This is a genomic window from Luteibacter sp. W1I16, from assembly GCF_050434905.1.
Lineage (GTDB): Bacteria > Pseudomonadota > Gammaproteobacteria > Xanthomonadales > Rhodanobacteraceae > Luteibacter.
The window spans coordinates 3,757,822-3,771,450 of record NZ_JBNDJJ010000001.1 but is presented as its reverse complement, the minus strand read 5'-3'; the positions used below and the strand labels follow the sequence as shown (position 1 = coordinate 3,771,450).

Sequence of the window (13,629 nt, the reverse complement as noted above, 5' to 3'; positions counted from 1 at the left end):
TTGCCATGGTGTTACCGGCGCCTTAGTTCATGCTTTGGACGGAAACGCAGGCTGTAAGCACATCGTCATGAAACGGACAGCTGCATCTAAGCTGGCTTTGGCATCGTAGCGGGAACGCCCGGATCACAGGGCATGCACGAGACCCCTCATGTCGACGGTCGTTTCAGCCAAGCGAGTAGAACCGGTCGCGGCGCGCGCTCCGCTGCACGGGAAGGTCCATGCGTTCCGGCGCAACGCCGTGGCATGGCTGCTCCGGCACCTCTTGCCGGCACGGGATAACCTCGTAGGCCATGGGCAACTGCCGCGCATCGGTATCCAGCGCATCCTGGTCTGCCGCCCGAATCACCGCCTGGGCAACACGGTGCTGCTCACGTCGCTGATGGGCGAGATCGAGCACCACTTCCCGGGCGCCGAAGTCGACGTGCTCGGTTCCGGCGATGCGACTCCTAGCGTGCTCGGCGGCTTCGCCACGATCGGCGAACTGTTCCTGCTGGACCGCCGCGCATTGCGGCGCCCATGGGCCACCGTGCGAACGTTGCGCCGGCTCGCCGCCAAGCGCTACGACCTCGTCATCGACGCGGCTTCGGGGTCGTCGTCCGGACGTATCGCCGCCGGCATGGCCAAGGCGCGATATCAACTGCGCGTCAAGGGAGGCGGAGGCGACGTTCCCACGCATTTCGCGGCGCGGCCGGTGCATGCGCTTCGGCATGCGCTGGGCGAGCCGAGGCTCGACCCGATACCCTCGCTCGACTTGCGCCTGACCACGGCCGAACGCGAACGTGGCACCGTCACGCTGGAACGCGTCCTGCAAGGCTCACCCGCCAACAACGCTCCCACCCTGGCGATCTTCCCGAACGCCACGGGCCGCAAGCGCCTCGATGCCACGTGGTGGCAAACCTTCGTCGACGAGCTCCTCCGCCGCGCCGGGCCATTTCGCATCGTCGAACTCGTCGCAGCCGATGGCCAGTCGCGCGCCGGCAACGCGTATCCGACCTATTTCACCAGCGATCCACGCAAGCTCGCCGCGTTCATCGATGCCGCCGACGTTTATGTGAGTGCCGATTGCGGCGTGATGCATCTGGCGGCCGCGACCCGGGCCACCACGATCGGCATCTTCGGCGCCACCGATCCCGACCGCTATGCGCCATTCGGCGGACGAAACATGGGCTTCCGCAGTGATGAAGGCTGTCCGCTAGCCGCGGCGGCACGAGTCGCCACCCACTTGCGTCAGAGTGGCGCCCTATAGCCAAAGCCGGGCGATTCACCGCTCTAGCAGGTCTTCGTGCTGGTTCAGCGTCGGCGCGGCGAAAGGTTCCGGCGCCGGCGTACGGCCGAAACGGATGGGATGGTTCACGCCACGATACTGGCCCACCACGGGATGTTCGAACGTGGCGACGAGGCCTTCGGCGGCGACCTGCGGATGATCGAACATGTCCTCGATGCGACGCGCGGCGGCGCATGGCACGGCGTCGCCGAAGATCGCCTCCCATTCGAGCGCGCCATGCGCGGCGAGCGCGTCATGCAGCCGCGGCACGATCTCGTTGTGGTATTCGGCCCGCTTGCGCACGGTGTCGTAGCGCTCGTCGTCATGCAAGGCCTGCAAGCCGGTGCGCTCGCACAAAGCCTTCCAGAAATGCGGGGTGTTGGCTGAAATGTAGATATAGCCATCACGCGTGGGATGGATGCCGGTGACGCCACCGGAACGCATGTCGCGGCCGATGTCCAACGATTCCCCTTCCGCCCATATCATGCGCGCGGACTGCATGGTGAGCGCGCTGCGCAGCAGCGAGATGCCGACATACTGGCCGAGGCCGCTGCGCTCGCGTTCATACAGCGCCGACGACACGCCCGCTGCCAGCAAGGCGGCCGCGTAATAGTCCACCACCGAGCCGTAGATCACTTCCGGCGGACCGTTGCGCTTGCCCTGCAAGGTGCACATGCCGGTCATCGTCTGCAAGACCTGGTCGTAGCCCGCCTTGTCCTTCATCGGCCCGGATTCGCCGTAGCCGGTGACCGCGCAATAGATCAGCCGAGAATTGATCAGGTTGAGCCGGTCGTGGTCGATGGCCAGCCGTTTCGGCACGCCCGGCCTGAAGTTGTGCACGAGCACGTCCGCCTCGCGCACGAGGCGCAACAATGCGGCATGGTCGGACGGGTTCTTCAGGTCGAGCACGATGCCGCGCTTGCTGCGGTTCACGCCGAGGAAGGCCCGGCTCTCGGCGGCCAGCGTCGACGGATACTGGCGCAGGTTGTCACCGCCAGGCGGCTCTATCTTGATGACGTCCGCGCCCTGGTCGGCGAGCAGCGTGCAACCGTAGGGGCCAGCGATATAGGCGCTCAGGTCCAGTACCTTCACGCCGGCGAGGGGGCCGGATGCTCGGCGGGGGGACGATGTCGACGTTTCCATGCTTGCCTCGGTATCCACAGTTGCCATGTCCCGTTTCCGCGAATCACTTTGCAGCAGGCGGGATGCCCGAAACAGCCCGCTTCGATATGTTCTGGCAGCAGAAAATATTGCTTGAAGCCGCAATCACTCCGTTGGCGCAAGGCCGAGCCACGTGAGCCGCCAAGCCCCGTCGTGGCGGCCTCCCGCGGCGAAATACGGCGTGAACCGCAGCGGCGGCCGGTATCCGGGATCGAAACGCAGCGTGGGCTCGCCGCCTTCCCCTGGCTCATATGCGAGCCAATCCTCCACCGGCCCTTCCGGCAGCTTCACCGTCTCGCTGGTCTTGAAACCGTCGACGCGTTCCGTGGCATAGACCAGCGGACCGCAGGTGAAGCCGACGTAATCGAAGCGCAGCACTTCCTGCCGTACCACGCTGCCATCGGGAGCACGCGATTCCTGCACGTTGCGATTCGTCGCGTGATGCACCATCGGCCGGGCGGGGAAGTGTGCCTCGATGCGGTCACCGTTGCGCCACTCGCGCTCGATCACGGCGTATCGTCCAGGCACCACCGCCACGCCGGCAGGGGCGCCGTTGACGACTACGTTGGCGCCCTCCGCCCACGACGGAACGCGAATTCTCAGCCTGAAGATAGCGACGCGCTCCACCTCGACATCGATGCGCACGTCGTCCGGGTACGGCCAGGCCGTCGCCTGCCGGAGCACGATCCGCCCGGGCGCGTCCAGGATAGCCACGGACTCACCCGCACCGAAGACATTGACGTCGAGCATGGCCGGGTCGCGCACGCTCACGGCGATGTCGGGTAGCTCCTCGACGGCCATGGCGCCGCTGGATTTGCAGCAGCGCCAATAGGTGGTATGCACGCGGCGCCCATTGGGAAAGACGTAGTAGCACCAGTCTTCGCCATCGGGCGCCTGTGCGGCGAGAAGGTCGTTGTACGCGGATCGTTCGATTTCCTCCGCGTAGCGTGCCTCGCCCGTGATCGCGAGCAACTCGCGGTTGAGCTGGATCCATGCCAGGGTCGAACACGTCTCGACATAGCCTTCAGGGCTGAACGCGCCGGGGGCATTGAAGACCTCGCGCGAGCGGTGCGCCACGCCTCCCCATGGACCGCCACCGAGGGTGAGATGGTGGTCACGGATGCTGGTCCAGACGTTCTCCACCGCACGCAAGAGGTCGGCTTCGCCGGTGACGCGATGCAGCTTGGCCAGTCCGACCATGTTCCATGCGAGCTGGTAGGCCTTGCCGGTGCCGATGAAGGCCGCGTCGGTACCGGCGAGGGCTTGCGTCAGCAGCGCCAGAGGCGGATTCGCGTCCGCCTGGGCGAGCACGTGCCGGGCCAGGTCGAGGTAGCGGGAATCGCCCGTGGCGAGATGCAGTTCCACCGCGGGATCGAGCAACACGGTCGCCGACATGCCGAAGTGATTGCCGAGGTCGGTGATGTCGATGCCGCCCTCGGTCAACGTGCGCAGGCACAGGTCGCCGATGCGCCGCGCGCTTTCGAGGTAGCGCTCGCCACCCAACTGGCGATGCACCTCGATAAGACCGAGCACCAGATAAGCGTGGGTCCAGATATCCCACGTACGTACGCTCGGTGCGCCATCCCAACTCACCGGCTTCGGCGGCTGCGGGCGCATGAAGCGTCGCGACGGCGCGTAGGTACCCAGGTAACCGTCGTCTTCCTGTACCGAGACGAGATAATCGGCCACGCGCAGCACGCTGGCACGCAAGGCCGCGTCGCCGCTGCGCGCGGCGGCACGCGACGCGGCCACCAGCCACTTGCCCGCATGCTCTCCATACCAGTCGCCTTCCTCGTTCGATGCACGGCGTTCCGGCGCGAACAGGGCGATCGCGGGGCTCGTTTCGTCGACGATGAAATGCGACAGCCGGCCATGCAGGTTCGCGGCCAGGGCATCGCCGAGAAGGCCGTCCAGGCGGGTACGCACCTTCATGCGGCGTCGACCACGCAGCGGAAGCCGATGCAGCCGGAGCGGTCCTTGCACGGGGCCATCAGCAGGTACTTGCCGTGCTGGTCGAGGCGATAAGCCTGTGGAAAGTACCAGTGCGAGGTCTGCGGCTGATAGGAGCTGCCGCCGCGCAAGATCGCACTCCGCGTATGCTCGTCCTCGTATTCATCCGTCCATTGCCAGACGTTGCCGACGAGGTCGAGCACGCCGAATGGGCTGGCCGCCGCGGGGAAGGCATCGACATCCGCTGGCGGAAGCAATGTGCGCCCCCGGTTCGGCGCGGGCACCAGGTCGTCGCGCCAGTCATCGCCCCAGGGATAGCGCCGGCCATCGCTTCCCTGGGCGGCGTATTGCCACTCCCATTCGTGCGGCAGGCGCTTGCCCGCCCATGCGGCATAGGCACGCGCATCTTCCAGGGATACCCAGGTGACGGGTTTGTCTTCCCACCCGACGGGCGGCTTGCCATCGCGCCAGTGGTGGAGGAAATGGTGTTCGTCGGCAGGTGCCCAGCCGCTCTCGGCGAGAAAGACGGCGAACTGTTCATTGGTGACCGGCGTGCGGTCGATGTGGAACGGCTCGATCGACAGTCGGTGACGGTGACCGCGGCGTGGGCTCGATTCCCAGGGATACTGGACATCGTTGCCTTCCCACGTCTGCCCTTCGATTTCGACACCGCCGACAACGAAATCGAACACACCGCCCGGTATCGGCACCATGCCCTGCGGCGGCGCGGATTGCGGCAGGGTCCGGGCGATGGCGACCTGGCGCTGCGGCAGGCTGCGCCAGGTGGATGAAAGCGAGGCGAGCGGCGTCGCGGCAGCGGCATGCATGGTCGCGAGGAAGTGGTCGAGGCCATCCACCGAGGCGCCCGCGCGCAATGCCAGCAAGGCGCCGAAGCCGCGGCCTTCGAGGGCCATGCCCAGCACCGCCCGGTCCCCTTCCATGCGCGGTTCCAGCGCCACGCCGTTCCACAGGTCGTAGTAGCGCGTCCCCTCGGCATGGGGAACGGCCAGTTGTTCGCCATCGACGATGTACTCGTTGCGATTGACGATCGTCCACACCGTGTGGCCTTCCACCGGGAAACGGCTGGCGAAGACGCCCGCCTGGAGGGTCCGTTCGTAGGGTCGCCAGTACATGCTTACCATCGCGGAAGCGAAGTGGCGTTCGATACGGGCGATGCGTCGAAGCGATTCGGCATCGCGTGGCGTGAACTGGTTCCAGATGCCCCAGACGTTTTCCCAGGCGTTGTAGCCGATGCCGTTGAAGAAGATGTATTGCAGGTCGTGGTTGCGATCGCGGCCCCAGCGGTTCTCATAGTTGATCATATGCCGCGGTTCGAGCCACTTGAACTTGGCCACGGGAGGAACGGCCTCGTTGGGCGCCTTCTTGCCCCAACTCTGCACGTTCCAGATCAGCTGTTCCTCGGCGCTGATCGTCGATTCCGGCTGCAGCACGACGGGCCGGCCCACGGCGTCGCAGGCGTCGAAGAAGGCGCGTGGCACGCCGTTATAGGTATCACCATTGATGCCATCGGCGCCCACGGCTTCGACGAGACGCGCCATGGTCCGCCAATCGTTGTCCTCGGGTGGCCGTGTACCGTGATCCCACGGCATGGTCGGCAGGAACACGCGAACCCCCCGGCGGTGGAAATCATCCACGGCCGAACGCAATCCCTCCAGCCCACCGGGAAGATCGAAGGCCAGGTCGGTCTTGTTCCGGTCGTCGACGCCGATGTTCGGATAGACGAACCAGATCAGCACGCTGTCGATGCCGCCGAAGCGCGCCTCGAGATCGTCCAGGTACCGGTCGACGGTATACCGCCCCGCCACCGGATCGTAGAAATAGCGGTCCTCGACCATCATCTGCGCGTGGACAAAGTTGCGCTGCGCCCACTGCAATTCAGGACGGCGATAGTTGGTGTCGTCGTAACCGATACGTACCAGGTGCTCGCGGCGCCAGTCGGTCAGTTCGCGCACCCAGTCGTCCGCGCTGCCGTCGACATCCATCTTCCAGTGACCGATCTCGGCGAACGGCCAGCCGGGCGCCTTGCCCGGCGTGGGCAGGTAGCGCCCGGTGGTGACGTGGGAAAACTTGAACTCATGCGCCACCGGTGGGGCGTCGTCGCGGTCGTCAGTCGATGGATTCATGGGCGGTGGCCGCGTGGGATTCATGGGAGGGCATGGTAGACGAGGTCGTAGAAAGACCGCGCAAGGCGCGGGAGGTCCTTGCCACCATCGTCGCGGGGAAGGTGCTGCAACAGGAGGATCGCCACGAGGTGTTCGTGCGGGTCGATCGTATACGTGGTGGAGGCGGCACCCATCCAGCCATATTGGCCTACCGAGCCCAGCTGGCCCCGCCGGGCCGGATCGATCACGACGTAACCGCCGATGCCGAAGCCCTCGCCCGCGTTGAACTGCGTGACCGGCGGATCGAGCATGCCCAGGTGGTTGCTCATCATCAGTTCCACCGTCTTCCGCCCCAGCAAGACACGCTCGCCCGCGCGGCCTCCGTCGAGAAGCATCCTGGCGAAACGGGCGAAGTCGTCCGCTGTCGAATAAAGGCCACCGGCACCACTCGTGTAGCGATTCAGCGGCTCACCGGGGTGACGGGCGCTCGGACTCGAGTCCAGCGCGAGTCGGCCATCGTCACCCATGCGGGTCAGGTCTACGATCCGGCCGCGCTTGGCGGACGCCACGGAGAACGCGGTATCGCGCATGTCCAGCGGGACGAAGATCCGCTCGCGCAGGAACTCGACGAATGACTTTTTCGCCACCACCTCGACCACCCGGGCGACGAGTTCAAGTGACGCCCCGTCGTAGCCGAAACGCGTACCGGGATCGGCGGCGAGCGGCACCCGGCTCATCCGTTCGGCGAAGCCGGCGAGATCGTCGGCGGCATGCGGATCGATGCGTTCCATCGCCGCGACGGCGAGGCGGTCGCCGGGCAATCCGGCGGGATATCCAGAGGTATGCGTCAGCAAGTCGTGCAGGGTGACACGGCGCGAGGCATCCCTGAGCACGGGGTTTTCGGCACTGCCGCCTGTCATGACCCTGGGCGTGTCGAACCCGGGCAGGAAATCCGACACCGGCTGGTCGAGCGACACCTTGCCCTCCTCCACCAGCATCATCAGCGCGACCGACGTCACCGTCTTGGTCATCGAATAGATGCGGAAGATCGCGTCACGCCGCATCGGCCGATGGCGGCCGAGGTCTTCGTAACCATAGACCCCGACGTCCACCACGCGTCCGTTGTGGACGATGAGGCTCACGCCGCCGAGATAACCGGTGCTCGACGTCGCGTCGCGCAGGAAGGCGTGCAGCGTGTCCAGCCGTGCCTTCGGCCACGGCCCGCCCGCCCATGCCGGGGCACCGGCGATGAAGCAGGCCAGCAGGGCCGCCCGGACGGCGCGGCCCCCGTGGACACGCCATCGACTCACAACGTGATGGTGTAGGTGAGCGAGGTGACCCGGCCGCGGCCGGCCCAATAGTTCTGGTAACCCGCCAACTGCGACCAGCTGAGGATGTACTGCTTGTCGAGCAGGTTCTCGACACCGAGCGAGAGCTTGCCGTAGCGCTCCAGGCTGTAATTCACGCCCAGGTCCCACAAGGTATAGCCGTGTGTCCGCTCGTCGTAGCTGAAGGTCGCACCATCGTAGGCACGCACGTCGTGACCGGATACGCGGCGACCGAACAGCGAGGTGGCGCCGAGAGTGGCATCGCCGCGCGAGGAATAGTTCCAGGTGACCGAATACGCCAGCTTGTCCGGGTTGATGTCGAGCACGCCCAGGGGCTTGTTCAGGCTGCCCGAACCGAATCGTCCGGCGGGGTCCGCCGACCAGAAGGCGGTGCGGCCGGTGATGTGCGAGTAGATCCCGTTCACCTTCCAGGCATCGTTGAAGCGCCACTCACCGGTCACTTCCGTGCCTTCGATACGCACCGGTGCGCGCGAGAGGATGAAGTCGGTGGTGTGCGGGTCCACGGCGAGCGAGGAGCCGAACGGCGACTTCGAGATGTAGTGCGTCGCACCGAACGCGCCGTTGTCGCCGCGCCAGTTGAAACCGAATTCGTTGTTCTTATAGATGATCGGCTCGAGGTCGCTGATGCGGCTGACCGACTGCCCCGGCGTGCTGATGTTGCGCAGCGGGATGCCGATGTTCGGCAGCGTGAACCCTTCGCTGTACGAGGCGAACACCGACCATTCGTCGCCGATACGCCAGATCCCGCCGATGTTGCGCAGGTTTTCCTTGTAGTTGAGCTTGCCGCCCTGCACGAACACGCGGTTGCGGTAGTACGTGGTGGTATAGCTGTCGACCGTGAGGCGATCGCTTTCGCGGCGGTAGCCGCCGCTGATGGTCAACGGACCGATGTCATAGGACAGCTGCGCATAAGGCGCCACGCTGTTGTAGATCATCGGTGGCACCCACAGGCGGCCGGTCAACGCCAGGCGCTGCTGCGCCTCGTCGCGCGCCACGTCGACGCCGGTGTGCAGTTCGAGGCCGGTGACCAGGAAATCCGGGCGCGTCCACGAGGTGCGGATACCGCGCTTCTTCGCGGTGATCTCGGATTGGTCGTACAAGGTGTTCAGCGGCGCGATCAGCGGGTCCTGCTTGTCCTCGGTGTTCTCGGGCAGGTAACGCATGGCCTGGTCGGCCTTGTATACGTTGATGTCCAGCGAACCGCCCAGGACGTTCTTGTTGGTGTATTCGAGCGAGTACTGCTTGAAGTCGTTGAAGGCGTCCTTGGAACCCAAGATGTGGCCCTTCTCGGAGGTGTTCGTCCGCGGCACGTCGCACGGCGGATCGTCGGTCGGGCCGCGACAGCCCAGCACCTGCACGTAGTCGCCCTTGCCCTGGATCTTGAACTTGCTGAAGGTGGCCTGGATGCGCTGGTCGTCGTTCTCGCCGAAGTTGTAACCGAGCTTGGCGAAGATGTTGCTCGACGTGGAATCAGCGAGCGAGCCGGAGGTGTTCAGGCCGATGCGCCGGCCGTTGCCGTCGTAGGTGATGCCGCGGTCGATATATGAGCCGGACAGCAGCACGTCGTAGCTGCCTTCCTTGCGGGCGAAGGTCACACCGGTCTTCCAGCCACCGCTGTCCGACTTGCTCTGGGTCTGGTAACGCGTGGTGATCGTCGTCTCGTTGCCTTCCTTGGTCGGCGTCTTCGAGATGTAATTGATGATGCCGCCCGCGGCGCCGATGCCTTCGGAGGCGGACGGACCGTTGATGACTTCCACGCGGCCGACGATGCCCATGTCGGTGAAGGTGCCGTTGCGCGTGCCCTCGCGCAGCGGCGAGCCCTGGGGCACGCCATCGAAGAGGCGCAGCGGAATGCGCCCACGCAAGGTCTCGCCCGTATTGCTCATCGCCTGCGACGACTCGGCATAACCGGGCACCGAACGCGCCAGCACGGCCGTCGCGTCCTCGGTCACCAGCAGCGTATGCGCGATCTCCTCCTTGTTCACCACCGTGATCGCGCCGGGAATCTCGTCGACCGCCTTCGGCGTGCGCGTGCCGGTGACGATCACCTGATCGAGATCGGTCGGCTCGCCCGGCTTATCGGATTTCTTCTTCGTGGCCTTTGGCGCGTCGCCGGCCGGTGCCGCGGCATCCTGCGCGAGCACACTGGTGGCGAACAGGGAGGCCAGCAGGATGCTGCCGATCGCGGCGGAAAGTGGTTTGATCATGTCGGGTCCGTGGATGCCGTTGGAACGGGTCGCCCAGGCGGGCGAGTGCGGCGCGAGCGCCGATGACGACGCGCTTGACGGTAGCTGCTGTTGCGGTTGGCGACGCCCTCCCCGGCGTCCCAATGACCTGGGTTTCGTTGATGGCGAATCTATGCGCTTCGCCCTTGCCGAGAAACCGACGGCGGGTATGTTCAGAGACTAGTTTTTGTTGCTTACGAAAAAAGCAAAACTATGCGGCGATGCAACATCGCCGACATCGTCATCGTGCAGGCGATGATGACGACGCCATCGCCTTGCGGCCTTCCTGCAGCAACACCGTGACCAGGCGCACGCGCACGCTCGAACGCGACCACACGATGCCGATGCGCCGCGGCTCCGAAGGCTTCGGCAACGGCAGGCGTACGAGGTCGAGCCCTTCCGGCCAGGGCTGTGCCCAGTCGGGCACCAGCGAGACGCCCAGGCCACGGTCGACCATCACCGCGATCGCGTTCAACGCGTTCAACTCGAAGCGCTCGCGCGGCACGATGCCGTTCGCGCGCAGGTAGTCGTCCGCCTGGCGGCCACCCCACTGGTTACGGTCATAGCGGATCAGGGGTTCGCTGGCGAGAAGCTCGTGCGGATCGCGCATCGCCATGGAACGCGGCGCCAGCACCACGAGCGGTTCCTCGCGCAACAGCTGCCACTCGCAGGTCTTGGGCAGCGGAAACGGTGCCTGCAAGACCACGGCCGCATCGAGGTCGCCCGCTTCCACGTCGCGGTACAGATCCACCGAGTAACCTGGCTTGATGAACACGTTGATCCGGGGAAAGGCGTCCACCATGCGCGCGAGGATGTCCGGCAGCATGCCCGCCAGCGCGGTCGGGCACGCACCCAGACGCAACTCGCCCGACACCCCGCTCTCGTTGGCGACGCTGCGCAGGTCGGCGACGTTGCGCAGCAGGTCGCGCGAACGCTGAAGGATGCGCGAGCCTTCCTCGGTGACGCTCACGGTGCGGCCGACGCGGGCGATCAGGGTGGCGCCGATCTCGCGTTCCAGCGTGCGGATTTGCTGCGCCACGGCAGCGGGCGTGATGTTCAGCAGGCGCGCCGCCGCTGCCATGGAACCGTGGTCGGCCACGGTGATGAAGGTGTGCAGGAACTGGGTTTCCACGGGATATCGCCGGCGCTGGTCAGAGTGGGACCATGGTAGGTCATCCCCCGCGCGATTCGCGATGGATCGTCAGGCCCTTGAGCGAACGCGTCGGCGCGGGGAAGAACAGGCTGGCCACGTAGCCGATCACGATGCAGAGGAAGATCGAGATCGCCAGGTAGAAGTACGGGTGCACGAGCCGGAACACCCACGCCACGAGGGTGAGCACGGTGCTTCCGGCGATCCCGATCGCCACCCCCGGCGAGTTGGCGCGCCGGGTGAACATGCCCAGGGTGTAGGCGCCCGCGAAGCCGCCGCCGAGCAGTCCGGCCAGTTCGATCGACACGTCGAACAGCGAATGCACGTCGAACCGCGACAGCAGCAGGGCCAGCCCGATGCCCACCAGGCCGACCGCGATCGTGCTGACCTCGGCGAAGACCACGCTTCGCTTGGGCGACGGGTTCTTCACTAGGCGCTCGTAGAAGTCCACCGAGACCAGAGTCGCCACGCTGTTCATGATGCCGGACAGCGTCGCCATGGCCGCCGCGAAGATGCCCGCGACGATGAGGCCGGTGACGCCCATCGGCAATTCCGCGGCGATGAACAACGGGAACGTCGCGTCGATCGGCAGCAGCGGGTTCATCCGCTCGGGATGCGCCTTGTAGTAGACGAACAATGCGGTACCGATCATGTAGAAGACGAAGCCGCCCGGGATCATGATCGCCGCGAAGGCCCAGATCGATCGCCCCGCTTCCTTGTCCGATGGCGTGGACAGCGTGCGCTGCATCAGCACCTGGTCCTTCGGGAAGGTCAGGACGACGTCGAACAGCACGAGGAAGACGAAACCCCATACCGTGGCCTTGGTCAGGTCGAAGCTGAAGTCGAGCAGGCGGAACTTGTGGTCGGCCATGGCCGTGTGCACGAATTCGCCCATGCCGCCGTGCAGGTGCCAGATGATGAAACCGATGGCGAAGATCGCGCCGCCCATCTTGACGATCACCTGGACCACGTCCGTCCAGATCACCGCCTTCATGCCTCCCATGGCGGTATAGACGATCGTGAAGCCACCCATCAGGATCACGCTCAAGGTGGTGCTGATCCCGGTGATGGTGGCGATCGCGAGCGCCGGCAGGAAGAGGATCACGCTCATCCGGCTGCCGAGCTGGGTGAGGATGCACAGGGCGCTGGCGATCATGCGGATCGCCGGATGGAAGCGTGTTTCCAGGTACGAGAAGACCGACATCAGGTCGAGCCTGCGCAGCAGCGGCACGATCCATACCGCGACGAACATCAGGCCGAACACGGCGATGAGGTTGTTCGTCATGTACTGCCAGTTGCTTTCGAAGGCCTTGGCGGGAATCGCGATGAAACTGATCGAACTGGTGTTCGCCGCGTAGAGGCTGATGCCCGCCGCCCAGAAGGGAATGCTGCGGCCACCGACGAAGAAGCTGGAGGTGGAGTTGCGCTTCTCGCGCAGGTAGAAGTACAGGCCGATGCCGATCATGCCCGCGAGGTAGACCACGATCACCAGCCAGTCGAGCCAGCGCAACAACAGCTTGCCCGACTGCACCTGGGCGGACGCCACCGCCGTGCGGCCATTGACCGCGGTCGCCCAAAGGACGCCGTCTTGCCAGGGCGCCATGGCCACCGGCCGCACGAAGTCGACACCGGGCAGGCGTGCCCACGATTGCGTGACCACCTGGTAGGTCATCGCATGCGCGGTGTCCGTCGCGTCAGCGATGAGGTAGAGGACGTTGGCCTGCCCCAGCGCCCTCGCCATGCCCGGAAGCACCGTTCCCGGCACGTCGCCCCGGTGGGTCCATACGCCTTCCGGCGACCGGCGCCATACGGAACCACCCGCCGTGACGAAGATGCCTGCGCCCTGCACCGCCAATGAAGTCGCCGCGGCGCGGGACGGCCATCCTTCGATGGAGGACCAGGCGGGTTGTGTGGCATCGGCATCGAAGCGCCAGATTCGCGGTGCGCCGTTCGACATGCCGGCGATGTAAATGGAGGAACCCGCGAACGCGGGCCGGGCTTCGGACAAGGGTTCGGGCGGCGCCGGCAACGGACGCACCTCGAGGCCGCTGGTGCCCAGGGACAAGCGAACCACGCCGCTGACGCGCCCCGCGTCGAGCTGCGTCGCATACGCACGCACACCGTCACCGAACACGACCGCCAGCCCGCTGGGTGGAACGCCAGCCGCCCACGGTATCGGTGTCCACGCCGCCTTGCCCTGTTCGAGCAGCCAGGCCTTGCCGTCGACGACAGCCAGCACGCGGCCATCCAGCGCGGCGAGACCTTGCACCGTACCGCTTGCCGGAACCGGCGGTAGCACATCGCTGCGCAAGGGAGTCAAGGCATCCGCATGGGCGAGACCGGACATGCCGATCGCGCAAGCGACCGCGAGCAGCACGGCACGAAACCACGATGCAACGTGACGCAT

8 protein-coding genes are annotated in these 13,629 nt (G+C 65.7%); 1 reads left to right on the top strand and 7 read right to left on the bottom strand.

The annotated features are described in order from the left end of the window. Positions 1–148: 148 nt before the first annotated feature. Positions 149–1,246, top strand: coding sequence for a glycosyltransferase family 9 protein (locus QFZ41_RS16575; RefSeq protein ID WP_429199744.1), 1,098 nt, complete (start codon positions 149–151; stop codon positions 1,244–1,246). Positions 1,247–1,261: 15 nt separating this feature from the next. Here the strand turns inward: QFZ41_RS16575 and QFZ41_RS16570 are convergent, their stop codons facing one another. From QFZ41_RS16570 to QFZ41_RS16540, 7 genes are all read right to left on the bottom strand, one after another. Then, on the bottom strand, positions 1,262–2,434 hold the full coding sequence (locus QFZ41_RS16570; protein ID WP_429199743.1) for a CaiB/BaiF CoA transferase family protein: 1,173 nt from the start codon (positions 2,432–2,434) through the stop codon (positions 1,262–1,264). A 96-nt stretch (positions 2,435–2,530) separates the two neighbouring features. Continuing rightward, the gene (locus QFZ41_RS16565) at positions 2,531–4,357 is read right to left on the bottom strand and encodes a glycoside hydrolase family 127 protein (protein ID WP_429199742.1); all 1,827 of its coding nucleotides are present in this window, start codon (positions 4,355–4,357) and stop codon (positions 2,531–2,533) included. After that, positions 4,354–6,519, bottom strand: coding sequence for a formylglycine-generating enzyme family protein (locus QFZ41_RS16560; protein WP_429199741.1), 2,166 nt, complete (start codon positions 6,517–6,519; stop codon positions 4,354–4,356). Before QFZ41_RS16560 ends, QFZ41_RS16565 begins: the two co-directional genes overlap by 4 nt. Before the next feature lie 20 nt (positions 6,520–6,539). Then, complete coding sequence (locus QFZ41_RS16555) at positions 6,540–7,808, bottom strand: serine hydrolase domain-containing protein (RefSeq protein ID WP_429199740.1); 1,269 nt, start codon at positions 7,806–7,808, stop codon at positions 6,540–6,542. Then, positions 7,805–10,054 carry a TonB-dependent receptor gene (locus tag QFZ41_RS16550; protein WP_429199739.1) on the bottom strand — a complete coding sequence of 750 codons (2,250 nt, stop codon included), beginning with the start codon at positions 10,052–10,054 and terminating at the stop codon, positions 7,805–7,807. The genes QFZ41_RS16555 and QFZ41_RS16550 overlap by 4 nt, the downstream gene beginning before the upstream one ends. Before the next feature lie 259 nt (positions 10,055–10,313). Continuing rightward, the gene (locus QFZ41_RS16545; protein WP_429199738.1) at positions 10,314–11,204 is read right to left on the bottom strand and encodes a LysR family transcriptional regulator; all 891 of its coding nucleotides are present in this window, start codon (positions 11,202–11,204) and stop codon (positions 10,314–10,316) included. A gap of 40 nt (positions 11,205–11,244) precedes the next feature. After that, complete coding sequence (locus QFZ41_RS16540; RefSeq protein ID WP_429199737.1) at positions 11,245–13,629, bottom strand: sodium:solute symporter family transporter; 2,385 nt, start codon at positions 13,627–13,629, stop codon at positions 11,245–11,247.

Excerpts from the sequence above, each read along its gene's own strand:
- QFZ41_RS16575 (WP_429199744.1), top strand. The coding sequence starts at position 149 with ATGTCGACGGTCGTTTCAGCCAAGCGAGTAGAACCGGTCGCGGCGCGC.
- QFZ41_RS16570 (WP_429199743.1), bottom strand. The coding sequence starts at position 2,434 with ATGGCAACTGTGGATACCGAGGCAAGCATGGAAACGTCGACATCGTCC.
- QFZ41_RS16565 (WP_429199742.1), bottom strand. The coding sequence starts at position 4,357 with ATGAAGGTGCGTACCCGCCTGGACGGCCTTCTCGGCGATGCCCTGGCC.
- QFZ41_RS16560 (WP_429199741.1), bottom strand. The coding sequence starts at position 6,519 with ATGAATCCATCGACTGACGACCGCGACGACGCCCCACCGGTGGCGCAT.
- QFZ41_RS16550 (WP_429199739.1), bottom strand. The coding sequence starts at position 10,054 with ATGATCAAACCACTTTCCGCCGCGATCGGCAGCATCCTGCTGGCCTCC.
- QFZ41_RS16540 (WP_429199737.1), bottom strand. The coding sequence starts at position 13,629 with ATGCGTCACGTTGCATCGTGGTTTCGTGCCGTGCTGCTCGCGGTCGCT.